The organism is Massilia sp. Leaf139 (assembly GCF_001424165.1).
In the GTDB taxonomy this organism is placed as follows: domain Bacteria; phylum Pseudomonadota; class Gammaproteobacteria; order Burkholderiales; family Burkholderiaceae_D; genus Telluria.
Window position 1 is genome coordinate 254,666 of the sequence record NZ_LMOJ01000025.1, and the last position, 23,137, is coordinate 277,802.

Consider the following 23,137-nt stretch of genomic DNA (forward strand, 5'->3'; position numbering starts at 1 on the left):
TCACCCTGGGCACATGGCGCTGCCGCCGGCACTCCGCTTCCGGTGCGTTCCGATTGATCCAACACATCCATGCCTGCATGACGCCGCATTACGATGCCGCACCATGTCACGGTACCGCCGCCTGCTCACAGGTTCCACCTATTTCTTTACGGTCGTCGCCCACCGCCGTCGTCCCATCTTCTGCAACCCGCTCATCCGTACGAACCTCGCGCACGCAATCCGCTTCGTTCGCGGTATTCGGCCGTTCGTCATCGACGGCTGGATTCTGCTGCCCGATCACATGCATTGCATCTGGACGCTTCCGGAGGGCGATACCGATTATTCGACGCGCTGGGCTACGATCAAACGCCACGTGTCGAGCAGTTCGGCTCGCGTGCTAGCCGATGCGGCGTTGTCCACGCCTTCACGCCAAAAAAAGCGCGAGTCGACGATCTGGCAGCGCCGCTTTTGGGAGCATCAGGTACGGGATGAACGCGATTTTGAAAGGCACATGGATTACATCCATTTCAATCCGGTCAAGCATGGGTACGTGCAGCAAGTCGTCGATTGGCCGCATTCGACGTTTCATCGGTATGTGCGGGAAGGGGTATATCCAATCGATTGGGGTGGGACGCCGGATATCGCCGGCATGTTGATCGAATAGGCACCGTGGTGTGCGGAAGGATGACCGCGTGGGCACAAGTGCCCACCCTACAAACCTTATGTATTCGATCCATCGAGCGAATGGGAAATCCCCAGCGCCGCCATCAAGCGCTGCGCATCATACGGCGCATGCACCTTGATATCGTTATCGAAGTAGCAGTACACATCCCGCCCATCCATGCTCCAGGCGCGGATGCGGGCGGCCCAGCGGGCGATGGCCTCGTCGTCGTAGCCGCTGGCATACAGCTCCTTGTCGCCGTGCAGGCGGATGTAGACGAAGTCGGCCGTCACGTCGTCCATGTAGGGGAACTTGCCGGCCGTGTCGGCCACGACGAGGGCCACGTTGTACCTGCGCAGCAGAGCCAAAAAACGCGGGTCGCGGAAGCTCTCGTGGCGCACCTCGAGCGCGTGGCGCATCGGCCGCCGCGCGTCCATGCCGAGAAAGACCTTGCCCTCCATGCGTGGCTGGTACTGGCGCGCCAGCGCGAGTGCGCTTTCCGTGTCCTGCGGCAGGATGCTGAGGAAGTGTTCGAAGCGCTCGGGGTCGAAGCGCACCATCTCCGGGAACTGCCACAGGAAGGGGCCGAGCTTTTCGCGCAGCGCGAACACGCCCGAGGCCAACACGTTCGCCAGCGGGCCGTCGATCTCCTTCAATTTGAGCATGTGGGTGATGAAACGGTTGCCCTTCACCGCGAACAGGAAGCCGGGCGGCGTGGCCGCGTACCAGGCGGCGTAGCTCTCGGGGCGCTGCAGTGAATAGAAGGAGCCGTTGATCTCGATCGTCGGCAGCTGGCGCGAGGCATAGTCGAGCTCGCGCGCCTGCGCCAGCTTGGGAGGATAGAACTTGCCGCGCCAGGGCGCGTAGCGCCAGCCGGAGATGCCGATGTGAATTTTTCCGCCAACGGTGCCCATGCCGTCATCATAGAGCGCAGCGGCGACTGGCACGGTGCGCTGCCGAACCGTGCCGAGTCAGTCTCTAGGCCGCCAAGAGAAGGCGCGGCTCGCTCGCCGCCACCTTGAACACCCCGACCACCTCGGCCAGGCGCTCGGCCTGCAGGCGCATCGCCTCGGCCGATGCCGCCGCTTCCTCGACCAGGGCGGCGTTCTTCTGGGTCACGCCGTCCATTTCGGCGATCGCCCGGTTGACCTGGCCGATGCCCGCTTCCTGCTCTTCGCTGGCGGCCGTGATCTCGGCGATGATGCCGTTCACCTGGCGCACGCTGCTGACGATCTCGCCCATCGTCGTGCCGGCGCTGCGCACCAGCGCGCTGCCGGCGTCGACGCGCTCGACCGAGGCGTCGATCAGGCCCTTGATTTCCTTCGCGGCCGCGGCCGAGCGCTGGGCCAGCGTGCGCACTTCGCCGGCGACGACGGCGAAGCCGCGTCCCTGCTCGCCGGCGCGGGCCGCCTCGACGGCGGCATTCAGGGCCAGGATGTTGGTCTGGAAGGCGATGCCGTCGATGACGCCGATGATGTCGACGATCTTGCGCGACGAGTCGTTGATCGCTTCCATCGTGTGCACCACCTGCTGCACGACCTCGCCGCCGCGCACGGCCACGTCGGCGGCCGATGCCGACAGGCGGTTGGCATGGCGCGCGTGTTCGGCATTCTGCTGCACGGCGCTAGTGAGCTGCTCCATCGACGAGGCGGTTTCTTCGAGCGAGGCGGCCTGCTGCTCGGTGCGGCTCGAAAGATCGTGGTTACCGGCCGCGATCTGGTTCGAGGCGCTGGCGATCGCGTGGATGCCGACGTCGACCTCGCCCACGATCCGGCCCAGGCTGCCGTTCATCTCGCGCAGGGCGTCCAGCAGGTGTGCCGTCTCGTCGTGGCCGCGCACTTCGATGACGGCGGTGAGATCGCCCGCGGCCACCGTGCGCGCCACCGTCACGGCGCGCGAGAGCGGGGCGGCGATGCTGCGCGAGAGCGACAGGCCGAACAGCATCAGCACGCCTGACAGGCCGAGCGTCGCGGCCGAGAACCACAGCACGCGCGGCCAGAACACGGCGCCGACGGTGTCCATGTAAACGCCCGACCCGATCACCCAGCCCCAGCCTTCCACGCCTTTTACGTACGACACCTTCGGCACCGGCGCGTCCTGGCCCGGCTTGGGCCACATGTAGGCGACGTAGCCGGCGCCGTCCTTCCGTACGACGTCGACCGCGACCGAGAACAGGCGCAGGCCGTTCGGGTCGGCGACCGCGCCGACGTCGGTGCCGTCGAGTTCCGGCTTGAGCGGGTGCATCAGCATGCGCGGCCCCATGTCGTTGACCCAGAAGTATTCGGAGCCGCTATAGCGCAGCGCTTTCAAATCCGCCAGCGCCGCCGCCTGCGCCGCCTCCTTCGGCACGCTGCCGCTGTCGGCCGCCTGGCGGTGGCGCTCGACGACACCAACCGCCACCTCGACCGCCTGGCGCACGCCATGGGCGCGCTCGTCGAGAATCAGGGTACGTTCCGAAATGAGAAAACCTGCTGCAACGATCGCCATGCCGAGACCGGTGCTGAAGGTCAGCAGGCCGAGCTTCTTGGCGATATTCAAGCGAGAAAAAATTTTCATGAGAAGTGGGAGCGAAGTGGGCGCCTGCGCGGGTACTGCATTGGCAGGAAAAGAATGTCGAATTTGACGACGGAGTGGAAAACGGATGGGGATTGTAGAATCCATATTTCCAAAAGACAATACATATTGTCAAAATTGCGCATGCCTTTTTGTAACAGCACAACAGTGCTAAGCTAGCGCTCCTTCTTTTCCGCCGACGCCGCCATGATCATCGTCCACCACCTGAACAACTCGCGCTCGCAGCGCATCCTCTGGCTGCTCGAAGAACTGGGCCTGCCCTATGAGATCAAGAAATACCAGCGCGACCCAAAAACGATGCTGGCCCCGCCCGAACTGAAGGCTGTGCATCCGCTCGGTAAATCGCCCGTGGTCAGCGATGGCGACACGGTCGTGGCCGAATCGGGCGCGATCGTCGAATACCTGATCGAGCGTTACGGCAACGGGCGCTTCGTGCCGGCCGCCGGCACGCCCGAAAAACTGAAGTACACTTTCTTCCTGCACTTCGCCGAAGGGTCGGCCATGTCGCCGCTGTTGATGAAGCTGGTGTTCGACCGCATCGAGAACGGCCCCATGCCCTTCTTTGCCAAGCCGATTGCCCGCACCATCGCGCGCAAGGTCAAGGAGACCCTGGTGAACCCGAACATCAAAAGCCAGCTCGACTACCTGGAATCGGAACTGGCTACGCGCGACTGGTTCGCCGGGAACGAACTGACCGGCGCCGACATCCAGATGAGTTTCCCGCTGGAGGCGGCGGCGTCGCGCGCCGGCCTCGGTGCGCAATACCCGCGCCTGACCAGCTTCCTGGCGCGCATCCATGCTCGCCCAGCCTATGCGCGCGCCCTGGAACGCGGCGGCAAGTACGATTACGCAAGGTAGACACGCATGGCCAAGCTGCTCGCGATCGACGGACTGAACATCGTGCGCCGGGTCTACGAAGCCAGCCCCGAGCCCGATTCGGATTTAAAGGCCAGCATCGCCCTGCGCCACGCGTTCTCGTCGTTCCGCAACCTGCTGGAGGTGCACGCGCCGACCCATGTGCTGGCCGCCTTCGATTACGGCGGCCAGACCTGGCGCCACGCGCTGTATCCGCGCTACCGCGAGCACCGTGCGCCGATGCCCTCGGTGCTGCGCGAAGCGCTGCCGGAATTCCAGGAGCGCCTGCGCACGGCCGGGGTGCCGGTGGCGATGCTGCCCGAGGTCGAGGCCGACGACGTCGTCGCCACCTGCGTCATGCGCTGGCTGAACGAGAACCGGGGAGAAGCGATCGTCGCCACCACCGACAAGGATCTGCACGTGCTGATCGCGCACGGCGCGCTGGTGTGGGATCATTTCAAGAACGAGTGGCATGATGACGCCTGGGTGCGCAACAAGTTTGGTGTAGCACCCGAGCTGCTGCACGATCTATTGGCGCTGATGGGCGACGCCACCGACGGCGTGCCGGGCGTGTCGAAGATCGGCATGAAGACGGCGGCGCGCCTCCTGAACGCCTACGGCAGCCTGGACGCGGTGATGGCCGGTGCCGGCATCCTCAAGACACCCCTGGGCGAGCGCCTGCGCGCCGAGCGCGATATCCTGTATCTGTCGCGCCAGCTGGTGGAGCTGAAAACCGACGTGCGCCTGGGCGTGACCTGGAAGATGCTCGCCTACGACGCACATTAGAGAAGAAGGACTGGGCCATGCTCAAGGCAGTGATTGTCGATTCGAACGCGGTTTCGCGCGGCTTGTTGAATACCGTGCTGACGGACGGCGGCTACGAGGTCGTCGCCCAGGCCCACACCGGCCACAACGCGCTGGTGCAGGCGGCGAAATACCGCCCGCAGCTCATGTGCATCGCGCGCGAACAGATCGAGGACGGCAGCAACGTCGTCGAGCACTTGCGCGCGAACCTGCCGAAGACGCTGGTGTTCATGGTCTCGGGCACGCTCGACGCGCCGACGATCGAAGCGGCGCTGGCGCGCGGCGTGCACGGCTTCATCGTCAAGCCCTTCCGGGCCGACGCGGTCCTGAAGACCATCCGCAATACGGTGATCGCCGTGGTGCGCAAACAGCAGGCCGGCGCTAGCGGCGCCTGATTTCCTCGGCGGCGATCGCCGTCAACTCTTCCAGCGCCCGCATCTCGCGCTCGCGCAAGCGGCGCGGCTCGCTGTCCATCACGCACAAGGCGCCTAATTTAAAACCTTCGCGGCCGATCAGCGGGAAGCCCGCATAGAAGCGCACATGCGGTTCGCCCACCACCAGCGGATTGTGCCGGAAGCGTGGATCGAGCAGGGTGTCGGGCACCACCAGCGGCCCCTTGCCGGCGATCGTGTGGCTGCAAAAGGCGTCTTCGCGCGCCGTCTCGGGCAGCGCGAAGCCGATGCGCGACTTGAGCCATTGGCGGCGCGCCGTGACCAGCGACAGCAGCGCCACCGGGCAGTCGGTCACCTGGGTGGCGAGCCAGGTCAGGCGATCGAACACGGCTTCCGCGTCGCTGTCGACCAGGCCTGTCGCGCGCAGGGCGTTCAGGCGCGCATGTTCGCGCCCGGGCAGGAGGCAATTGGAATCGGGCAGGAAGTCGGCCGGGTCGGTGACATGGCCGGCGCCGTCGAGTTGCCCGCTGCGTCCCGCACGTGCACGCAGCAGCGTGCTGAGGTCGGAAAGCAGCACGCGCCGGTGTCCGCCGGGCGTTTTCCAGGCCGGCAGCACGCCCTGCTCGATCCATTGCTGGGCCGTGCTGACGGCGATGCCGAGCAGGCGCGCCGCTTCGCGCGTCGTCAGGATCGGGTCGTCTCCGTCGTCGGAGTGGGATGAACGCATATTCTTATTCCACGTACGCAATAACTGCTGAGCATTTTACTTGAGTAACTAGATAAAATGCCGGATTTGATGATGCCATACAACAATAACTTTGTTTATTGGCTACAAAACCCTGTATTTACGTGTTAAATCGGATCATTTAAGTTGACTCAGGGAAATTTGACGATCAAAATAGATGTAATAATCATTTTCGTCATATCTATCGGTTCGCGCCGGTTAGGGTTCCACACATGAGTCAACATCCGCCGGCCCAGCTGGAAGCAGCCCGCCTCGACGCATTGCGCAAGCTCGACCTGCTCGATACGCCCCCCAACGAGGCCTTCGACCGCATCGTGCGGATGGCTGCCCAGCTGTTCGGCCTGCCGATCGCGGCGGTGTCGCTCACCGATGTCGACCGCCAGTGGTTCAAGTCGCGCGTCGGCGTCGACCATTGCGCGATTCCGCGCGAGAAGGCGCCCTGCGCCCACGTCGCCGACACCTGCAGCATGCTGGTCATTCCCGACCTGCTGGAGGAACCTTTTTACCGCGACAGCAATCTGGCCGCCACCGGGGTGCGTTTCTATGCCGGCGCGCCGCTGATGACGCGCGACGGCTTCTGCCTGGGCGCGATGTGCGTGCTCGGCACCGCGCCGCGCGAGATCAGCGCCAGCGAGCGCACCGGCCTGGCCGACCTGGCCGCGATGGTGATGGCGCAGATCGAATTGCAGCATGCGATGGGCCGCGTCGATCCGGTCAGCGGCGTCCCGAACCGCAACCAGTTCGTCGACGACCTGAGCGACCTGGCGATCGAGCGTCCGGACGGCGAGGCGCGTCTGGCGGCGCTGGTGAGCCTGGCCACGCCCGAGCAGATCAGCAGCGCGGTGCGCGCGATGGGCGCCGGCTTCGTCGACGACATCGTCTGCGAGGCGGCGCGCATGCTGCGTGCGGCGCTCGGCCCCTCCTGCAAGCTGTACCACGTGGCGCCGACCCAGTTCGCCTTCCTGGCCGAGCCTGGCACGGATCTGGCGCGCTTTTGCGACTGGCTCGCCGCCTGGGTCGCGCTGCGCGCCGACACCACCACCGCGCGCTTCGTCACCACCGCCACCGTCGGCGTGGCGCCCTTCGCGATCGGCCGCAGCGACCCTTTCGAACTGCTGCGCGACATGTACAGCGCCGCCCATGACGCCATCGAAGGCTCGCACCGGGTGCGCGTGTTCTCGGCCGAACAGAATGCCGCCTTCATGCGCCGCTTCCGGATCGCCAACGAATTCGGCGCCGCGCTCGAGGACGACAGCCAGTTGCGCCTGGTGTTCCAGCCGAAGATCGAGCTGGCGACCGGACGCTGCATCGGCGCCGAAGCGCTGCTGCGCTGGCGCCACCCGGTGCTGGGCGAAGTGTCGCCGGGCGAATTCATCCCCGTGATCGAGCAGACTTCGCTGGCGCGTGCGACCACGCGCTGGGTGCTCGAGCGCGCCTTGCGCCAGCTCGCCGCCTGGCGCCGTGCCGGCCTGGTGACGCAACTGGCCGTGAACGTGTCGGCCGTGAATCTGCTGGAACCGGATTTCTGCGCCCACGTGCTGACGCGCCTGCGCGCGCACGACTTGCCGCCGGAAGCGCTCGCGATCGAGATCACCGAAAGCGCGCTGATGAGCAACCGCACGCTGGCGGCGGCAACGCTGGAAGCGCTGACGGCTGGCGGCGTGCAGCTGGCGATCGACGATTTCGGCACCGGCTACAGCAGCCTGGCCTACCTGCAGAGCGTGCCGGCGAAAGTCGTGAAAATCGACCAGAGTTTTGTTCGCGACCTCGACCGCGACGAGCGCAAGCGCGCCCTGGTTGCCACCATGATCAAGCTCTCGCACGACCTGGGACAGCTGGTCGTGGCCGAAGGGGTGGAGACGGCGACGGTGGCGCGCTTCCTCACCGGCGCCGGCTGCGACCAGGTGCAGGGCTACCTGTACGCGCGCCCGATGGCGCCGCAGCAGTTCGAGGAGTGGATCTGCGCCGAATGGACGCTGGTGCGTCCGCGCAGCGCCCGCCCGAGCGAGGCCCTGGCCGTCGCGTAGCGCATCCGCACCACCAAACAAAAACGGCGCACCGTTATTGACGGTGCGCCGTTTTTGTTTGGTGCGGCCAGCGCCGCATCAGGTCTTCCTTAAAACTCTTCCCAGCCGTCGATGCCCGTGGTGGCCAGCTGCGCTTTGCGCGCCGGCGCGGCCTTCGGTGCAGGCTTGGCGAGGGCGGTGCGCACAGGAGCGGCCGGCGCCTGGCGCGGCGCGGAGGCGGCTGGCGCCTGACCCTCGGTGCCGGTGCGGAACACGGCGACCGTGGTTGCCAGCGCGGCGGCCTGGCTGCGCATGGCGTCGGCGGCGGCCGAGGTTTCCTCGACCAGGGCGGCGTTCTGCTGGGTCACCTGGTCCATCTGGGTGACGGCCTGGTTGATCTGCTCGATGCCGGCGCTTTGCTCGCGGCTGGCGGCGCTGATCTCGCCCATGATGTCGGTGACGCGGCGGATGCTGGCGACGATTTCCGTCATCGTCTCGCCAGCTTCTCCCACCAGGCGGCTGCCGTCGCCGACCTTGTCGTTCGAGTCCTTGATCAAGTCCTTGATGTCCTTCGCGGCGGCGGCCGAGCGCTGCGCCAGGTTGCGCACCTCGGAGGCGACGACGGCGAAGCCGCGGCCCTGTTCGCCGGCGCGCGCCGCTTCCACGGCCGCGTTCAGCGCCAGGATATTGGTCTGGAAGGCGATGCTGTCGATGACGCCGATGATGTCGGCGATGCGGGTCGACGAGGCGTTGATCGCTTCCATCGTGCCCACCACTTGGCGCACCACGTCGCCGCCGCGCTCGGCGACCTGCGAGGCGGTGTCGGCCAGGGTGCTGGCCTGGCGCGCGTTTTCCGCGTTCTGCTTCACGGTCGAGGTCAGCTCTTCCATCGACGAGGCGGTTTCCTCGAGAGCGCTGGCTTGCTGCTCGGTGCGTGCCGACAGGTCGAGGCTGCCCGCCGCCACCTGCGACGAGGCCGAGGCGATCAGGTCGGTGCCGTTGCGCACCGTCGAGACGGTGGTCGTCAGGCTGTCGTTCATCTTCTTGAGCGCGCCCAGCAGCTGGCCCAGTTCGTCACGCGTGGTGACCTCGATGCGGCTGGTGAGGTCGCCGGCGGCCACCGTTTCGGCGATGGCGAGGGCGCGCGCGACCGGCACCGTGATCGAGGAGGTGATGCGCCAGGCGATGAAGGCGGCCAGCGCGAAGATCACGGCCGACAGGGCGATCATCAGCTTGACCGTGTTGTCGTAGGTCTGTTCGGCAGCGGCGACAGCTTTGCCGGCCAGGTCATTCTGCATCTGGATCTGGCCACCAAGCACCTTGCGGTACTCGCCCAGCATCGGACGATAGTCGCTCACGAGGAAGGCCGAGGCGCCGGCGATGTCGTCGGCGCCGATGCGGCGCAGCAGCTCGTCCTGGGCGGCGACGGCTTTGGTATTGTAGTCGAGGCTTTGCTTGAGCAGTGCCTTGCCCTGTTCGCTCACGATCACGCCTTGCAGCTTGGTATAGATGGCATCGATGGCGGCGCGCGCCTTCTCGATGTCGGCGGCCTGCGCCTTGCGGTCGGCGGCATCGCTGTTGAGCATCATGTTGCGCAGCGCGATCGAGATGTTGTTGACTTCGGTGAGGACGTCGTTCGATGCCTCGATCTTCGGCATGTAGTTGTTGACGATGATCTCAGTATCGGCATTGATCCGGCCCAGCATGGTGGTGCCGAACAGGACGATAACGAGCAGGAAAGAGCAAAGGATGCCGAAGCCGGCGAAAAGCCGGGTACGGACGCGCAGGTCTGAAATATTCATGATCGACGTTGTAATGGTTGTCTCGAAGCGGTGAACAAATTCATTATGTAAATTTGCCGTATGGAAACTAGGTTAACGTCGAACCTTGGTTAAACTCAATACCTGTGCAGAAAAAATGCCGATTTTTTCGATTTCTGTGGCGAATGCACCATAAAGGTGCAGTTGTATAGGCAAAAAAAGACCGGCAAGCTGCCGGTCTTAGCATGCAAAGTCTGGCGACGGCTGTCAGCCGTTCACCGCGCTCGCACCATCGATGATGCCCCCACCGAGGCAGATGTCGCCATCGTACAGCACGGCCGACTGGCCCGGCGTGACCGCCCACTGCGGATCGGTGAAATCAAGCGCGAAGCGATCCAGGCCGTCGGCCGTCACTTGGCAGGCCACGTCGGCCTGGCGATAGCGCGTCTTGGCCGAGAGCAGGCCAGGGGCGGGCGGCTCGCCGGCGACCCAGCTGGCCTGGCCCGCTTCCAGCCTGCTCGAGAGGAGCCACGGATGGTTGTGGCCCTGGACGATGTACAGGGTGTTGGTCGCGATGTCCTTGCGCGCGACGAACCACGGCTCGCTCGTGCCGTCGGCATTCTTGTGCGATTTCAGGCCGCCGATGCCGATGCCCTTGCGTTGGCCCAGCGTGTAAAAGGACAGGCCGATGTGTTCGCCCACGACCTGCCCATTGTCCAGCTTCATCGGGCCCGGTTTATGGGACAGGTAGCGGTTCAGAAAATCGCGGAACGGACGCTCGCCGATAAAACAGATGCCGGTCGAATCCTTCTTGGCCGCGTTCGGCAATTTCAGTTTTTCGGCGATCTTGCGCACTTCCGTCTTCGGGATTTCGCCCAGCGGAAACAGGGATTTCGACAACTGCGCCTGATTCAGGCGGTGCAGGAAGTAGCTCTGGTCCTTGGTATGGTCGAAGGCTTTCAGCAGCTCGAACTTGCCGGCGGCGTTTTCGCGCACGCGCGCGTAGTGGCCGGTCGCGATCAGGTCGGCGCCCAGCTTCATCGCATGGTCGAGAAAGGCCTTGAACTTGATCTCGGCATTACAGAGGACGTCCGGGTTCGGCGTGCGGCCGGCCTGGTATTCGCGCAGGAATTCGGCGAACACGCGATCCTTGTATTCGGCAGCAAAATTCACGGCTTCGATGTCGACGCCGACCACGTCGGCCACGCTGGCCGCGTCGATCCAGTCCTGGCGCGTCGAACAGTATTCGGAATCGTCGTCGTCTTCCCAGTTCTTCATGAACAGGCCGATGACCTCATATCCCTGTTCCTTCAGCATCCAGGCCGCGACCGAGGAGTCGACGCCGCCCGACATCCCGATCACGACTTTTTTCTTGCTCATATCAGTTTTTTTCAGTTGCCAGTGTCTCTTCGAACACCGACGGGTGGGTGTACAGCAGGGCCAGGTCGGTGCGCCGGCCGGCCAGGTAATCGTCCACGCACTGGAGGACGATCGGGCTGCGGTGACGCTCGCTTGAGGCCGCGATTTCGTCGCGCGTCATCCAGATGGTGCGCAGGATGCCGTCGTCGAGGGGCTGGTCATACTGCCTGCCGGCCGTACCGCAGAAGGTGAAGCGCAGATAGGTGATGTCGGCATTGCGCGACTTCGAGTAATAGCGCGACATGTACATGCCGACCAGGCCGGTTGGGATGAATTCGTGGGCCGTCTCTTCCATCGATTCGCGCACGACCGCCTGCTCCAGCGACTCGCCCGGGTCGAGGTGGCCGGCCGGCTGGTTCAGCTTGATGCCTTCGCTCGTCTCTTCCTCGATCAGGAGGAAACGGCCATCGCGTTCGATGATGGCGGCAACGGTGACTGACGGTCTGAAGGTATGGGTCATGCGCGTCCTCGACAAATGAGCCGATATTCTACAGCGCTCCTCAAAGCGTTGCTTGCAAGTACCTGTGCAGTGCAACAAAAAAGCCCCAATTGCGACAATTTGATACGGAAAACGTGGTCAATATGTCCCATCTGTATCACATTCCACCCAGTGCGCATGCGGCTGGCCGAGGCAGCTCGACGTAATGACAAATGGTCTATGTTTACGTGTTAGATTGTGAACAGAACACCAACATGAAGGAGGGATGCATGAGAATCGGCATTCCGGCCGAAACACGGCCGGGCGAGACCCGCGTAGCGGCAACTCCGGAAACAGTGAAAAAACTGGCAAGCAAACACCAGGTCGTCGTGCAGTCCGGCGCCGGGATTCACGCCGCCATCCTTGATGAAGCCTATGCCGCAGCCGGCGCCACCCTCGGCAGCGCGGACGAGGCCTTCGGCGCCGACATGGTGCTCAAAGTGCGCGCCCCGAACGAGGCCGAACGCGGGCGCATGCGTCCCGGCGCGGTCGTGGTCGGCATGTTGAATCCCTTCGACAGCGCCAACATCGCCGCCATGGCCGCCAGCCGCTTGAGCGCTTTTGCGCTGGAAGCGGCGCCGCGCATCACCCGCGCGCAATCGATGGACGTGCTCTCGAGCCAGGCGAACATCGCCGGCTACAAGGCCGTCATGCTGGCGGCGAACACTTATCAGCGCTTCATGCCGATGCTGATGACGGCCGCCGGTACCGTGAAAGCGGCGCGCGTCTTGATCATGGGCGTCGGCGTGGCCGGCCTGCAGGCGATCGCCACCGCGAAGCGCCTGGGCGCCGTGATCGAAGCCTCCGACGTACGCCCGCCGGTCAAAGAGCAGGTCGAGTCGCTCGGCGCCAAATTCATCGACGTTCCCTTCCTCACCGACGAAGAGCGCGAGATCGCGCAAGGCGTCGGCGGCTATGCGCGGCCGATGCCGGCCGACTGGATCCGCCGCCAGGGCGAACTGGTGCACGAACGGGCGAAACTGGCCGACATCGTCATCACCACCGCCCTGATCCCGGGACGCGCGGCGCCGATCCTGATCAAGGAGGAGACAGTGGCGGCCATGAAACCGGGTTCCGTGATCGTCGACATGGCGATCGAGCAGGGCGGCAACTGCCCGCTCACGGAGCTGGGCAAGACGGTCGTCAAGCACGGCGTCCACATCATCGGCGAGCCGAATCTGGCAGCGCTGGTCGCGGCCGACGCCTCGGCCCTGTACGCGCGCAACGTGCTCGACTTCCTGAAGCTCGTCTTCGACAAGGAAGACAAGTTTCATATCGACCTCGAGGACGAGATCGTGCGCGCCACGCTGCTTTGCCACCAGGGCGAAGCCTTGCGGACATAAAGGAGACGAACATGGACATCAGCCACACCATCATCAACCTGATCATCTTCGTGCTGGCGATCTACGTCGGCTACCACGTCGTCTGGACCGTCACGCCGGCGCTGCACACGCCGCTGATGGCGGTCACCAACGCCATCTCCGCCATCATCATCGTCGGCGCCATGCTCGCCGCCGGCCTCACCGAAGGCGTCCTCGGACAGACCATGGGCACGGTGGCCGTGGCGCTGGCCGCGGTGAACGTGTTCGGCGGCTTCCTCGTCACCCAGCGCATGCTGGAGATGTTCAAGAAGAAGGAACCGAAACGGTCCGCCGATGCGGCTGCCGCCAAAGCCGCGCCGGAAGCGTCGATCAAGCAGAAGGAGACGGCATGAACTACATCAGCATGAATGTGGTCACGCTGCTGTACCTGGTAGCCTCGGTCTGCTTCATCCAGGCTTTGAAGGGGTTGTCGTCGCCGTCGTCTGCCCGCATGGGCAATACCTTCGGCATGGCCGGCATGGCGATCGCGGTGGCCACCACCATCGCCCTGATCTTCAAAATGCAGGCGGAGTTCGCGGCATCGGACGCGGCCCGCACCGGCGGTGGCATGGGCTTCCCGCTGGTGCTGTTGGGCGTGGTGGTCGGCGGCGCGATCGGCGCCTATGCGGCAAAGAAGGTCGAGATGACCAAGATGCCGGAACTGGTCGCGGCCATGCACTCGCTGATCGGCCTGGCGGCGGTGTGCATCGCCGTGGCCGCCGTCTCCGAACCCTGGGCGTTCAATATCGCCGAACGCGGCGGCGCGCTGCCCTTCGGGAACCGGCTGGAACTGTTCATCGGCACTTTTGTTGGCGCCGTCACCTTTTCCGGCTCCGTGATCGCCTTCGGCAAACTCTCGGGCAAGTACAAATTCCGTTTGTTCCAGGGCGCACCGGTGCGATTCAAAGGCCAGCACATCCTGAACCTCGTCATCGCGATCGCCCTCATCGCGCTCGGCCTGGTGTTCTGCTTTTCGGATGCGGTGGAGCCGGCCTGGACGCCCTTCGTCATCATGGCCGCGCTGTCCTTCATCCTCGGCGTATTGATCATCATCCCGATCGGCGGCGCCGACATGCCGGTGGTGGTGTCGATGCTGAACTCGTATTCGGGCTGGGCGGCGGCCGGCATCGGCTTCTCGCTGAATAACTCGATGCTGATCATCGCCGGCTCGCTGGTCGGTTCGTCGGGCGCGATCCTCTCGTACATCATGTGCAAGGCGATGAACCGCTCCTTCTTCAACGTCATCCTCGGCGGCTTCGGCGGCGAGGCGACGGCGGCGGCCGGCGGCGCGCAGGAACAGCGTCCGGTGAAATCCGGCTCGGCGGAAGACGCCGCGTTCATCTTGCAGAACGCCGAATCCGTGATCATCGTCCCCGGCTACGGCCTGGCCGTCGCGCGCGCCCAGCATTCCGTGAAGGAGCTGGTCGATAAACTGACGGAACATGGCGTCAACGTGCGCTACGCGATCCACCCGGTGGCGGGCCGCATGCCGGGCCACATGAACGTGCTGCTGGCCGAAGCCGAAGTGCCTTACGACCAGGTGGCGGAGATGGAAGACATCAACGGCGAATTCGGCCAGACCGACGTGGTGCTGGTCTTGGGCGCGAACGACGTGGTGAACCCGGCCGCGAAGGATCCGAAATCGCCGATCGCCGGCATGCCGATCCTCGAGGCCTATAAAGCGAAGAGCATCATCGTGAACAAGCGTTCGATGGCCTCGGGGTATGCGGGGCTGGACAACGATTTGTTCTACATGCCGAACACGATGATGGTGTTTGGCGATGCGAAGAAGGTGATCGAGTCGATGGTGAAGGCAGTGGAGTAAAAACGGTTTAGAGCGCCTAACAAAACAAAGCGACGCTCGCTTTGCGAGCGCTGCCATGGCTGCGTTGCAGCGCCTTGCCGTACCTTTGTACTGTCTTCGGCGCTGCGCCTTGCCCTGACAGTTTTGTTAGGTGCTCTTAGTCGTTGGTAGGGTGGCACTGCGTGCCCACCCTACAAAACCTTATGCGGCAGCAGCGCCGACCCGCCGCGCCGCCCGTACATCATGAGTTCCCCCAGCAGCGTGCGCGCCGGCTTCACCGCGTCCAGTGCCGCCAATCCCAGCCCGAGCACCGACTGCAGCGGCCCACTGCCGACAAAGGCGCGCGCCATGGTGTCGGTCAGGGCGATGGTCAGCTGGCGATCCTGGCTGCGCTCGTCCAGGAAGCGGCCGATGCCTTCCGGCCCCGGACAACGCGCCAGCAATCTTGCCAGCACGGCGGCGTCGCGCAGGCCGAGGTTCAGCCCTTGCCCGGCCACCGGATGCAGGGTCTGCGCCGCGTTGCCGATGGCGACCGTGCGCGTGGTGGCGTGCGCTTCGGCGTTCAGGCCGAGGGGGTAGGCGAAGCGTGGCGACACTCTGGTAAAACGGCCCAGGCGCCCGCCGAAAGCTTCGCCCAGCTCGGCCAGGAAGCGGGTCTCTTCCATCGCCTGCAGGGCCTCGGCGCGTTCCGGCGCCACGCACCAGACCAGCGCGTATTGCAAGCCGTCGGCGCCTTCCTGCGGCAGCAGGGCCAGCGGGCCTTCGTCCGTAAAACGTTCGAAGGCGCGGTGCGCGATCGGGCTGCTGGTGGCGACGCGCGCGATCACGGCGCTCTGGCCGTAATCGCGGGTGCGGCTCTTGTCTTCCTGCTGGCCGAACACGCCGCCTTCGGCGCCGACCGCGACCTGCGCCGTGACCGTGCGGCCGTCGTCGAGCGTCAGCGCCACGTGCTCGCCGGTCTCGTCAAGAGCCAGCACGCGCGCCGGCCGGAGCACCCGCACGCCGGCGCGGTCGACCGCGCGCGCCAGCGCATCGACCACCTCGCCGTAGCGCGTGACATAGCCGAGCGCATCGAGCCCGTGTTCGCTGCGGTCGAGCAGGCTGCGCCCGAGCTGGCCGCGGCGCGAGACGTGGATGGTGTGGATCGGAGTCGATGGAAATGGCCAGGCGCCGACTTCTTCGAGCAGCTGGCGGCTGCCCCAGGCCAGCGCGATCGAGCGCGGATCGGAAATCGACTGGCCCAGCGCGCGCGCGTCGATCAGCGCGATGCGCGCACCGGCCACGCCGCGCCGCGCCAGCAGGGCGGCCAGGGCCAGGCCGACCGGGCCGGCGCCGCAGATCGCCACGTCGACGTCGACGCCGGCATGGCTGTCGACCGCGGCCGCATTGTCCTTGGATTCTTCCATCATCGCTCCGCCATCAGGGTTTCGATCTCCTGCACCGTCTTCGGCGCGCCGCCCGACAGCACGCGCGCTCCGCTCGCATCCACGATGACATCATCCTCGATGCGGATGCCGATGTTCCAGAAGCGTTCCGGCACGTTCGGGCCGGGGCGCACGTAGATGCCCGGTTCGACGGTCAGCGCCATGCCCGCCAGCAGCGGACGCGATGGCTTGCCCGCCGCGTTCAGGTCGCGGTAGCTGCCGGTGTCATGCACGTCCAGCCCCAGCCAGTGGCCGGTGCCGTGCATGTAGAAGGGAGTATAAGCGCGCTCGGCCAGGACGTTGTCCACGTTGCCCCAGGTCGCCCGGTCGAGCAGGCGCAGGTCGAGCATGCCTTCGGCCAGCACGCGCAGCGCCGCCTCGTGCACGTCACTGTAAGGGCGGCCCGGCACGATGGCCTGCAAGGCCGCTTCCTGGGCGCGCAGCACCAGTTCGTACAGCAGCTTCTGCGGCTCGCTGAAGCGGCCGTTGACGGGGAAGGTGCGGGTGATGTCGGAGGCGTAGCTGTCGAATTCGCAGCCGGCGTCGATCAGCACCAGGTCGCCGTCACGCGTCTGCGCGTTGTTGGCGCTGTAGTGCAGGATGCAGGCGCTGGCGCCGCTGGCGACGATCGGCGTGTAGGCCGGGAACTGGGCGCCCTTGCGGCGAAATTCGTAGAGCAGTTCGGCTTCGAGTTCGTATTCGAACATGCCGGGACGGGCCGCGCGCATCGCGCGCACGTGGGCGCCGGCGGCAATCGTCGCGGCGCGCAGCATCAGCGCCTGCTCGCTCTCGTCTTTGATGAGGCGCATCTCGTCGAGCAGGGCCAGCAGGTGCTTGGTACGCGCGGGCGCCGTCACGCCGCTGCGCGCCTGGGCGCGCACGGCCTTGAGCCAGCCGGCCACTTGCGCGTCGAAGGCAGCACTGTGCGCATGCGCATAATAGAGGGCAGGAACGTCGGCCAGCAGGCGCGCCATCTGCGCATCGAGTTCGCCGATCGGATAGGCCTCGTCGACACCGAAGGCGTCGCGCGCGGCGGCCGGGCCGTAACGAAAACCGTCCCAGATCTCGCGCTCGACGTTCTTCTCGCGGCAGAACAGGATCGACCGCGCCGGCGTATCGCCCTGGGCGGCGATGAGCACCAGCACGCTTTCCGGTTCCATGAACCCGGTCAGATAATAAAAATGGCTGTCGTGGCGATAGGGGTAGTCGCTGTCGCTGTTGCGCGCCACTTCCGGAGAAGTGGCCAGCACCGCCACCGCGCCCGGCTCCATGCTTGCTGCCAGGCGTGCGCGGCGGGCGGCGTAGGCCGTCACGCGCCGGCCCTCTTGCCCATCGGCGCGTTCAATTCTTCCAGCTGCTCGACGGTGCCGACGTTCACCCAGGGGCCGTGATACAGCTCGCCGCCGACGCGTTTCTGTTCGATGAACTTGCGCATCAGGGGGCCGAACTTCAGGAAGTCGCCGGCCTTGACGCCTTCGAACATCTCGGGACGGTAGACGCCGATGCCGGCGAAATTCCATTTCGGCTCGCCCTCGTTCGACAAGGTGTACATGTCGAGGCCGAAGTCGCCGTTCGGGTTGTGCCACGGGTTCGGCGTCAGGTACAGCCAGGCGATGTCGCGCTTGTCGAGCGGGATCGGCTGGCCGACCATGTCGAGATCCGGCAAGGCTTCCAGGGCCTGGGCGAAATCGAAATAGGGCGCGTAGATGTCGCCCGACACGGCGAGGAAGGGGGCATCGCCCAGCAGGTGCAGGGCGTTGGCGATGCCGCCCGCCGTCTCCAGCGGCGTCGGCTCGTGCGAATAGACGATGCGCGCGCCGTACTGGCTGCCGTCGCCCAGTTCTTCCTCGATCATGTGGCCGAGGTGCGAGTGGTTGATGACGATGTCGGTGATCCCGGCGCGCACCAGGTTCAGCACATGCCAGGTGATGAGCGGGCGGCCGCGCACTTTCAGCAGGGGTTTCGGGCAGGTGTCCGTCAGCGGACGCATGCGCTCGCCGCGGCCGGCGGCGAAAATCATGGCTTTCATGGGCTTCTCGAAATGGCTTAGAAGGTGTAGCCGACCTGCGGTGCCTTGTCCTCAAAGGAATCGAGCAGGCGGATCAGCGGCTTCAGTTCGGTGTAGCGGAAGGCGGTCTTGCGCACGTAATCCATCACGGTCGGCAGGTCGCCCATGTAGATGGCCTTGTTGTCGCGGTAGTTCAGGCGGCAGAAGATGCCGAGGATCTTCAGGTGGCGCTGCAGGGCCATGAACTCGAAGTCGCGGTAGAAGGCATCGATGTCCGGATTGACGGGCAGGCCGACCTGCTTGGCGCTTTGCCAGTAGCGCACGACCCAGTCCAGCACGATCTCTTCGTCCCACTGGATGTAGGCGTCGCGCAGGAGCGAGCCGAGATCGTAGGTGACGGGGCCGTACACGGCGTCCTGGAAGTCGAGCACGCCCGGGTTGCCCTGGTCGAGGAACATCAGGTTACGCGAGTGGAAGTCGCGGTGCATGAATACCTGCTGCTGCGCCAGCACGTTCGAGGTGATCGCTTCGAACACTTTATCGAGCTGGGCCTGCTGCTTCGCATCCAGCGTCACGCCCAGGTGGCGATTCAGGTACCACTCGGGGAACAGGTTCATCTCGCGCAGGACAAACGCGCGGTCGAACTCGGGCAGCACGCCCGGCTGGCTGTGCAATTGAAACTTGATCAGGGCGTCGACCGCGTCCGAGTACATGAAGGCGGCGTTGTCGGAATCGAGGCGGGCGAGATAGGTCGTGGTGCCGAGGTCGGACAGCAGCAGGAAGCCGCGCTCGACGTCGCGCGCGACGATTGCCGGCACGGTGACGCCGGCATCGGCCAGCAGGCCCTGGACGTGGATAAAGGCAGGCACGTTTTCGCGCTCGGGCGGGGCGTCCATGGCGATCAGGGTGTCGCCCAGCTTCGCGCGTAGTGCCGGCGCCACATCGAGGCGGAAGTAGCGGCGGAAGCTCGCGTCGGACGAGGCCGGACGGCGCGAGGCCACGTCCACCAGGTCAAGCGAACTCAGCCATTCGGTGAGGAGTGCAAGGCGTGCGTCCTGCTCGGCGGAAGTGGGGGAGTTTTGATACAAAGAAGACATGGAACGTCCAGCTGAAACCGGTTGAGAGGGCTAATTCCCATATAATAAGGGATTCAACCCAAAAAATCGCCCTTTATGGTGCAGCCACAGATTCCATGAGCTGGTTTACGGCCCTACCATTCCCGCGGCGGCGGGCAGTTGCCTTGTCCGCCCTCGTCACCGTGGCCTCGGGGCCGTTGCATGCGCAAGTCGCGCCGGCCACGTCCCATGCCGACGAACAAGACCTTCCCGTTACCGTGCGCGCCGAGGAAATCGGCGGCCGTCCGGATCGCGAAATCAATCTCAACCGCAACGTCGAAATCACGCGCGGCCAGTCCAAGCTCACGGCCGACACCGCCTGCTACCTGCTGGTGGAAGACGAGGTCACGGCCAGCGGTAACGTCAACATGTGGCGTTTCGGCGACCGCTACCAGGGCGACACGCTGCAGCTGAACATGTCCACCGGACGCGGCTATGTGACCAATCCGCAGTACAAGCTGCAGATGAACAATGCGCAGGGCCGCGCCGACCGCATCGATTTCCTTGGCGAAGACCAGGCCCTGGTTCAGGACGGCACGTACAGCACCTGCGAAGGGCCCGATCCGGACTGGTACCTGAAGGCGAGCACGCTGCGCCTCGATTCGGGACGCGACGTCGGCACCGCCGGCAAGACCATCATCTATTTCAAGGACGTGCCCATCCTCGGCACGCCGGCGCTGTCGTTCTCGCTGTCGGGCGCGCGCCGTTCGGGCTGGCTGCCGGCCACCCTCGGCTTCGGCTCGAAGGGCAAGTCCGAGGTCATGGTGCCGTACTACTTCAACATCGCGCCGAACCGCGACCTGACGGTCTACCCGCGCATGATGTTCGACCGCGGCCTGCAGCTGGGCGCGACCGCGCGTTATATCGGCGAAACCGGGCGCGGCCCGTACGGCGGCGAAACCCACATCGAGGCCTTGCGCGACGACCGCATCACCAAGACCGACCGCTGGCGCTTCGACTCGACCCACAACCAGACGCTGGCGCCGGGCTGGAGCTACGGCTGGAACCTGCACGGCGCTTCGGACGACGAATATCCGAGCGATTTCTCGCCGACGGTGGCCACCAGCGCCGAGCGCCAGCTGGTGCGCGACGTGTACACGGGCTATTCGTCCCAGTACTGGAGCCTGACCGCGCGCGCGCAGAACATCCAGGTGCTGCAGGAGCCGGCGGCGGTAGCCGATCCACGGCTGGCGATCCCGCGTCCCTACGACCGCCTGCCGCAAATTAATTTTCACACGGGCCGGTATGACGTGAAGGGCTTCGACTGGGCGATCGACGCCGAGGCGACGCGCTTCTCGCATCCGACCTTCGACAGCGGCAACCGCCTGCTGGCCGTGTCCCAGGTCAGCTATCCCTTCATCCGCCCGGGCTATTTCGTCACGCCCAAGCTGATGCTGCATGCGACCAAGTACAACATGGACAGCAGTGCGGCGCGCCCCGGCAACCTGTCGCGCACGCTGCCGATCTTCTCGGTCGACAGCGGCATGGTGTTCGAGCGAGACGCCAAGCTGTTCGGCAGCGCCACGACCCAGACCCTGGAGCCGCGCCTGTTCTACGTGCGCACGCCCTACAAGAACCAGGAAGACTTCCCGGTCTTCGATACGGCCGAGACGGGCTTCAGCTATGCCCAGCTGTTCACCGAAAACCGCTATATCGGCGGCGACCGCGTCTCCGATGCGAACCAGGTGACGGCTGCGCTGGTGTCGCGCTTCATCGAGCCGGACGGCGCCGAGCGCCTGCGCATGGCGATTGCCCAGCGCTTCTATTTCGACGAGCCGCGCGTCGGCCGTGAGAACAGCACCACCGGCATCGGCCGCTCGGATCTGCTGCTGGCGGCGTCGGGCCGCATCATCAATAACTGGAACTTCGACAGCAGCGTACAATACGATGCGAACGATAAAAGCGTGTTTGCCCAGAACCATGGCGTGCGCTGGACACCGGGCCCGATGAAGGTGCTCAATGCCGAGTACCGCTATGTGCGCGACAGCTTCCGCAATGCCGACGTTTCGGGCCAGTGGCCGTTGTCGAAGCGCTGGTACGGCGTGGGCCGGGTCAGCTACTCGCTGCGCGACCACAAGCTGCTCGACAGCCTGCTCGGTCTGGAGTACAAAGCCGATTGCTGGGTTTTCCGTCTGGGCGCGCAGCGCTTCGTGACGACGGCCCAGGCGACGTCGACGTCGACGTTCTTCCAGCTCGAGCTCAATGGCCTGTCGCGTCTCGGGGTGGGCAACCCGCTGGAGTCGTTTTATAAGAGTATTCCCGGCTATACGCGGCTGAACAGCAACGTCGGCCGTCCCTGACCGGGACACGGATGATTTTTGACCTGAATGAGTGCTTCCCAGACTATGCGTACTACCCGTTTGCATCACCTTAAGCTCGCAGCGGCGCTGCTGAGCGCGCTCACGGCCAACGCCGTCCTGGCGCAAGAAGCGAAGTCGGCCGCCGCCGCGCAGCCTGCAGCGCAAGCGCCGGCGGCGCCCGGCAGCGGTTTCCTGCCGCCGGCATCGAGCAGCGCCAATGTCATCGATTCGATCCGGGTCGTGGTCAACGACGAAGTCATCACCAGGAACGAAGTGCGCAACCGCGTCGGCCAGATCGTCCAGCGCCTGCGCTCGCAGAATGCCCAGCTGCCCTCGCAGGCCGATCTCGAACGGCAAGTCATCGAATCGATGATCGTCGAACGCGCCCAGCTGCAGATGGCCAAGGAGATGGGCGTGCGCGTCGTCGACCGCGAGCTCGACGCCGCCATCGGCCGCATCGCCGAAGGCCAGAAGATGTCGGTGCAGGACATGCGCAACCAGATGGAAAAGGAAGGCCTGACCTTCGCCCAGTTCCGCGAAGAGATCCGCAACGAGATCATGCTGCAGCGCCTGCGCGAGCACGAGGTCGACAGCAAGATCCAGGTGTCGGACGCCGAGATCGACACCTATCTCGCCGCCGAAAAGGCCGCCGCGGCCGAGAAGGTCGAGATGGATCTCTCGCAGATCCTGGTCGGCATCCCGGTCAATGCCACGCCCGAACAGATCGCCGCGCGCCGCGCGCGTGCCGACGAAGTCATGCGCCAGCTGCGTACCGGCGCCGACTTCGCCAAGATCGCCGCCACCTATTCCGACGCGCCCGACGCGTTGAAGGGCGGCGTGATCGGCTGGCGCGATCCGGATCGCCTGCCGCAGCTCATCTCCGACGAGCTGCGCAAGCTGAGCCCGGGCCAGGTCACCCCTGTCATCAAGAGCAATACCGGCTTCCACATCGTCAGGCTCAACGACAAGCGCAGCCAGGCCCAGGCCCAGGCGCCGCAGCAGGCGCTGGTGCAGCAGACCCGCGTGCGCCAGATCCTCATGAAACCGACGCCGGCCATGCCGGCCGCCCAGGTGAAAGCCAAGCTGGCCGAAATCAAGGCGAAAATCGAGAGCAAATCGGCCAGTTTCGAAGACATGGCGCGCCAGAACGGCCAGGACGGCACGGCCGCCAAGGGAGGCGACCTGGGCTGGATCGTGCCGGAAGACGTGGTGCCGGAATTCGTGACCGCGATGGACGCCCTCAAGCCGGGCCAGCTGTCCGACGTCGTCGAATCGCCTTTCGGCTTCCACCTGATCGAAGTCCTCGAACGCAAGACCGAAGACCAGAGCAAGGAAAAGGAACGCCTGCGCGCACGCCAGGTGATCCGCGAGCGCAAACTCGGCGAAGCCTTCGAGGACTGGGCGCGCGAAGTGCGCGACCGCGCCTACGTCGAGTACCGCGAGGAAGCCTGA

20 protein-coding genes are annotated in these 23,137 nt (G+C 65.1%); 10 read left to right on the forward strand and 10 right to left on the reverse strand.

All coding sequences use genetic code 11. The features are described from left to right. Positions 1 to 103 precede the first annotated feature (103 nt). Complete coding sequence (locus ASF77_RS18875; protein WP_056342874.1) at positions 104 to 643, forward strand: transposase; 540 nt, start codon at positions 104 to 106, stop codon at positions 641 to 643. Between the two features lie 56 nt (positions 644 to 699). Here the strand turns inward: ASF77_RS18875 and ASF77_RS18880 are convergent, their stop codons facing one another. Both ASF77_RS18880 and ASF77_RS18885 read right to left on the reverse strand, forming a co-directional pair. After that, entirely contained in the window at positions 700 to 1,554 is an 855-nt protein-coding gene (locus tag ASF77_RS18880) for a DUF72 domain-containing protein (protein ID WP_056342877.1), read from the reverse strand. Positions 1,555 to 1,618: 64 nt separating this feature from the next. Beyond that, positions 1,619 to 3,196, reverse strand: a complete 1,578-nt coding sequence (locus ASF77_RS18885) for a methyl-accepting chemotaxis protein (RefSeq protein ID WP_082493896.1) — start codon at positions 3,194 to 3,196, stop codon at positions 1,619 to 1,621. Positions 3,197 to 3,400: 204 nt separating this feature from the next. Here ASF77_RS18885 and ASF77_RS18890 point away from each other — a divergent pair, with 204 nt between their 5' ends. From ASF77_RS18890 to ASF77_RS18900, 3 genes are read left to right on the forward strand one after another with little or no spacing between them, the layout of a single operon-like run. Next, positions 3,401 to 4,072: a glutathione S-transferase gene (locus tag ASF77_RS18890; RefSeq protein WP_056342883.1), complete on the forward strand. Its 672-nt coding sequence runs from the start codon at positions 3,401 to 3,403 to the stop codon at positions 4,070 to 4,072. Positions 4,073 to 4,078: 6 nt separating this feature from the next. Next, complete coding sequence (locus ASF77_RS18895; RefSeq protein ID WP_056342886.1) at positions 4,079 to 4,855, forward strand: 5'-3' exonuclease H3TH domain-containing protein; 777 nt, start codon at positions 4,079 to 4,081, stop codon at positions 4,853 to 4,855. 17 nt (positions 4,856 to 4,872) lie between these two features. After that, a complete protein-coding gene (locus tag ASF77_RS18900) occupies positions 4,873 to 5,268 on the forward strand; it encodes an ANTAR domain-containing response regulator (protein WP_056342890.1) in 396 nt (131 codons plus the stop codon). On the opposite strand, the gene ASF77_RS18905 is transcribed toward ASF77_RS18900, so the two are convergent. Next, complete coding sequence (locus ASF77_RS18905; RefSeq protein ID WP_056342893.1) at positions 5,255 to 5,992, reverse strand: GAF domain-containing protein; 738 nt, start codon at positions 5,990 to 5,992, stop codon at positions 5,255 to 5,257. The genes ASF77_RS18900 and ASF77_RS18905 overlap by 14 nt on opposite strands. Positions 5,993 to 6,222: 230 nt before the next feature. Between ASF77_RS18905 and ASF77_RS18910 the strand changes: the two genes are divergently transcribed. After that, entirely contained in the window at positions 6,223 to 8,037 is a 1,815-nt protein-coding gene (locus tag ASF77_RS18910) for an EAL domain-containing protein (RefSeq protein WP_056342896.1), read from the forward strand. 89 nt (positions 8,038 to 8,126) lie between these two features. Here the strand turns inward: ASF77_RS18910 and ASF77_RS18915 are convergent, their stop codons facing one another. The 3 genes from ASF77_RS18915 to ASF77_RS18925 all read right to left on the reverse strand — a co-directional run bounded on the left by ASF77_RS18915 (position 8,127) and on the right by ASF77_RS18925 (position 11,655). Further along, the gene (locus ASF77_RS18915) at positions 8,127 to 9,818 is read right to left on the reverse strand and encodes a methyl-accepting chemotaxis protein (RefSeq protein WP_056342900.1); all 1,692 of its coding nucleotides are present in this window, start codon (positions 9,816 to 9,818) and stop codon (positions 8,127 to 8,129) included. 225 nt (positions 9,819 to 10,043) lie between these two features. Beyond that, positions 10,044 to 11,156 (reverse strand): tRNA 2-thiouridine(34) synthase MnmA, encoded by a 1,113-nt coding sequence (mnmA, locus tag ASF77_RS18920; RefSeq protein WP_056342903.1) that lies wholly within the window; start codon positions 11,154 to 11,156, stop codon positions 10,044 to 10,046. A 1-nt stretch (position 11,157) separates the two neighbouring features. Continuing rightward, positions 11,158 to 11,655, reverse strand: a complete 498-nt coding sequence (locus tag ASF77_RS18925) for an NUDIX hydrolase (protein WP_056342906.1) — start codon at positions 11,653 to 11,655, stop codon at positions 11,158 to 11,160. Between the two features lie 248 nt (positions 11,656 to 11,903). Between ASF77_RS18925 and ASF77_RS18930 the strand changes: the two genes are divergently transcribed. The 3 genes from ASF77_RS18930 to ASF77_RS18940 are packed head-to-tail and all read left to right on the forward strand — an operon-like array spanning position 11,904 to position 14,859. After that, a complete protein-coding gene (locus ASF77_RS18930; protein WP_056342909.1) occupies positions 11,904 to 13,016 on the forward strand; it encodes a Re/Si-specific NAD(P)(+) transhydrogenase subunit alpha in 1,113 nt (370 codons plus the stop codon). Between the two features lie 11 nt (positions 13,017 to 13,027). After that, positions 13,028 to 13,387 carry an NAD(P) transhydrogenase subunit alpha gene (locus tag ASF77_RS18935; RefSeq protein ID WP_056342911.1) on the forward strand — a complete coding sequence of 120 codons (360 nt, stop codon included), beginning with the start codon at positions 13,028 to 13,030 and terminating at the stop codon, positions 13,385 to 13,387. Then, entirely contained in the window at positions 13,384 to 14,859 is a 1,476-nt protein-coding gene (locus tag ASF77_RS18940) for an NAD(P)(+) transhydrogenase (Re/Si-specific) subunit beta (protein WP_056342914.1), read from the forward strand. Before ASF77_RS18935 ends, ASF77_RS18940 begins: the two co-directional genes overlap by 4 nt. A gap of 170 nt (positions 14,860 to 15,029) precedes the next feature. On the opposite strand, the gene ASF77_RS18945 is transcribed toward ASF77_RS18940, so the two are convergent. Genes ASF77_RS18945 through ASF77_RS18960 form a run of 4 tightly spaced genes read right to left on the reverse strand, consistent with a single transcriptional unit; the run spans position 15,030 to position 19,367 of the window. Next, a complete protein-coding gene (locus tag ASF77_RS18945; RefSeq protein WP_056342918.1) occupies positions 15,030 to 16,244 on the reverse strand; it encodes an FAD-dependent monooxygenase in 1,215 nt (404 codons plus the stop codon). Continuing rightward, positions 16,244 to 17,575, reverse strand: coding sequence for a Xaa-Pro aminopeptidase (gene pepP, locus ASF77_RS18950; RefSeq protein ID WP_082493897.1), 1,332 nt, complete (start codon positions 17,573 to 17,575; stop codon positions 16,244 to 16,246). Before pepP ends, ASF77_RS18945 begins: the two co-directional genes overlap by 1 nt. After that, entirely contained in the window at positions 17,572 to 18,291 is a 720-nt protein-coding gene (gene murU, locus ASF77_RS18955; RefSeq protein WP_056342921.1) for an N-acetylmuramate alpha-1-phosphate uridylyltransferase MurU, read from the reverse strand. The genes pepP and murU overlap by 4 nt, the downstream gene beginning before the upstream one ends. 17 nt (positions 18,292 to 18,308) lie before the next feature. Then, positions 18,309 to 19,367 carry an aminoglycoside phosphotransferase family protein gene (locus ASF77_RS18960; RefSeq protein ID WP_056342926.1) on the reverse strand — a complete coding sequence of 353 codons (1,059 nt, stop codon included), beginning with the start codon at positions 19,365 to 19,367 and terminating at the stop codon, positions 18,309 to 18,311. A gap of 95 nt (positions 19,368 to 19,462) precedes the next feature. On the opposite strand from ASF77_RS18960, the gene ASF77_RS18965 reads away from it, so the two are divergent. Beyond that, complete coding sequence (locus ASF77_RS18965) at positions 19,463 to 21,685, forward strand: LPS-assembly protein LptD (protein ID WP_056342928.1); 2,223 nt, start codon at positions 19,463 to 19,465, stop codon at positions 21,683 to 21,685. Positions 21,686 to 21,730: 45 nt separating this feature from the next. Continuing rightward, positions 21,731 to 23,137 (forward strand): peptidylprolyl isomerase, encoded by a 1,407-nt coding sequence (locus tag ASF77_RS18970; RefSeq protein ID WP_056342931.1) that lies wholly within the window; start codon positions 21,731 to 21,733, stop codon positions 23,135 to 23,137.

Coding starts and splice junctions, on each gene's coding strand:
- ASF77_RS18900 (WP_056342890.1), top strand. CDS start 4,873: ATGCTCAAGGCAGTGATTGTCGATTCGAACGCGGTTTCGCGCGGCTTG.
- mnmA (WP_056342903.1), bottom strand. CDS start 11,156: ATGAGCAAGAAAAAAGTCGTGATCGGGATGTCGGGCGGCGTCGACTCC.
- ASF77_RS18965 (WP_056342928.1), top strand. CDS start 19,463: ATGAGCTGGTTTACGGCCCTACCATTCCCGCGGCGGCGGGCAGTTGCC.
- ASF77_RS18960 (WP_056342926.1), bottom strand. CDS start 19,367: ATGTCTTCTTTGTATCAAAACTCCCCCACTTCCGCCGAGCAGGACGCA.
- murU (WP_056342921.1), bottom strand. CDS start 18,291: ATGAAAGCCATGATTTTCGCCGCCGGCCGCGGCGAGCGCATGCGTCCG.
- ASF77_RS18880 (WP_056342877.1), bottom strand. CDS start 1,554: ATGGGCACCGTTGGCGGAAAAATTCACATCGGCATCTCCGGCTGGCGC.
- ASF77_RS18935 (WP_056342911.1), top strand. CDS start 13,028: ATGGACATCAGCCACACCATCATCAACCTGATCATCTTCGTGCTGGCG.
- ASF77_RS18905 (WP_056342893.1), bottom strand. CDS start 5,992: ATGCGTTCATCCCACTCCGACGACGGAGACGACCCGATCCTGACGACG.
- ASF77_RS18915 (WP_056342900.1), bottom strand. CDS start 9,818: ATGAATATTTCAGACCTGCGCGTCCGTACCCGGCTTTTCGCCGGCTTC.
- ASF77_RS18925 (WP_056342906.1), bottom strand. CDS start 11,655: ATGACCCATACCTTCAGACCGTCAGTCACCGTTGCCGCCATCATCGAA.
- ASF77_RS18890 (WP_056342883.1), top strand. CDS start 3,401: ATGATCATCGTCCACCACCTGAACAACTCGCGCTCGCAGCGCATCCTC.
- ASF77_RS18940 (WP_056342914.1), top strand. CDS start 13,384: ATGAACTACATCAGCATGAATGTGGTCACGCTGCTGTACCTGGTAGCC.
- ASF77_RS18970 (WP_056342931.1), top strand. CDS start 21,731: ATGCGTACTACCCGTTTGCATCACCTTAAGCTCGCAGCGGCGCTGCTG.
- ASF77_RS18885 (WP_082493896.1), bottom strand. CDS start 3,196: ATGAAAATTTTTTCTCGCTTGAATATCGCCAAGAAGCTCGGCCTGCTG.
- ASF77_RS18895 (WP_056342886.1), top strand. CDS start 4,079: ATGGCCAAGCTGCTCGCGATCGACGGACTGAACATCGTGCGCCGGGTC.
- ASF77_RS18910 (WP_056342896.1), top strand. CDS start 6,223: ATGAGTCAACATCCGCCGGCCCAGCTGGAAGCAGCCCGCCTCGACGCA.
- ASF77_RS18945 (WP_056342918.1), bottom strand. CDS start 16,244: ATGGAAGAATCCAAGGACAATGCGGCCGCGGTCGACAGCCATGCCGGC.
- ASF77_RS18930 (WP_056342909.1), top strand. CDS start 11,904: ATGAGAATCGGCATTCCGGCCGAAACACGGCCGGGCGAGACCCGCGTA.
- ASF77_RS18875 (WP_056342874.1), top strand. CDS start 104: ATGTCACGGTACCGCCGCCTGCTCACAGGTTCCACCTATTTCTTTACG.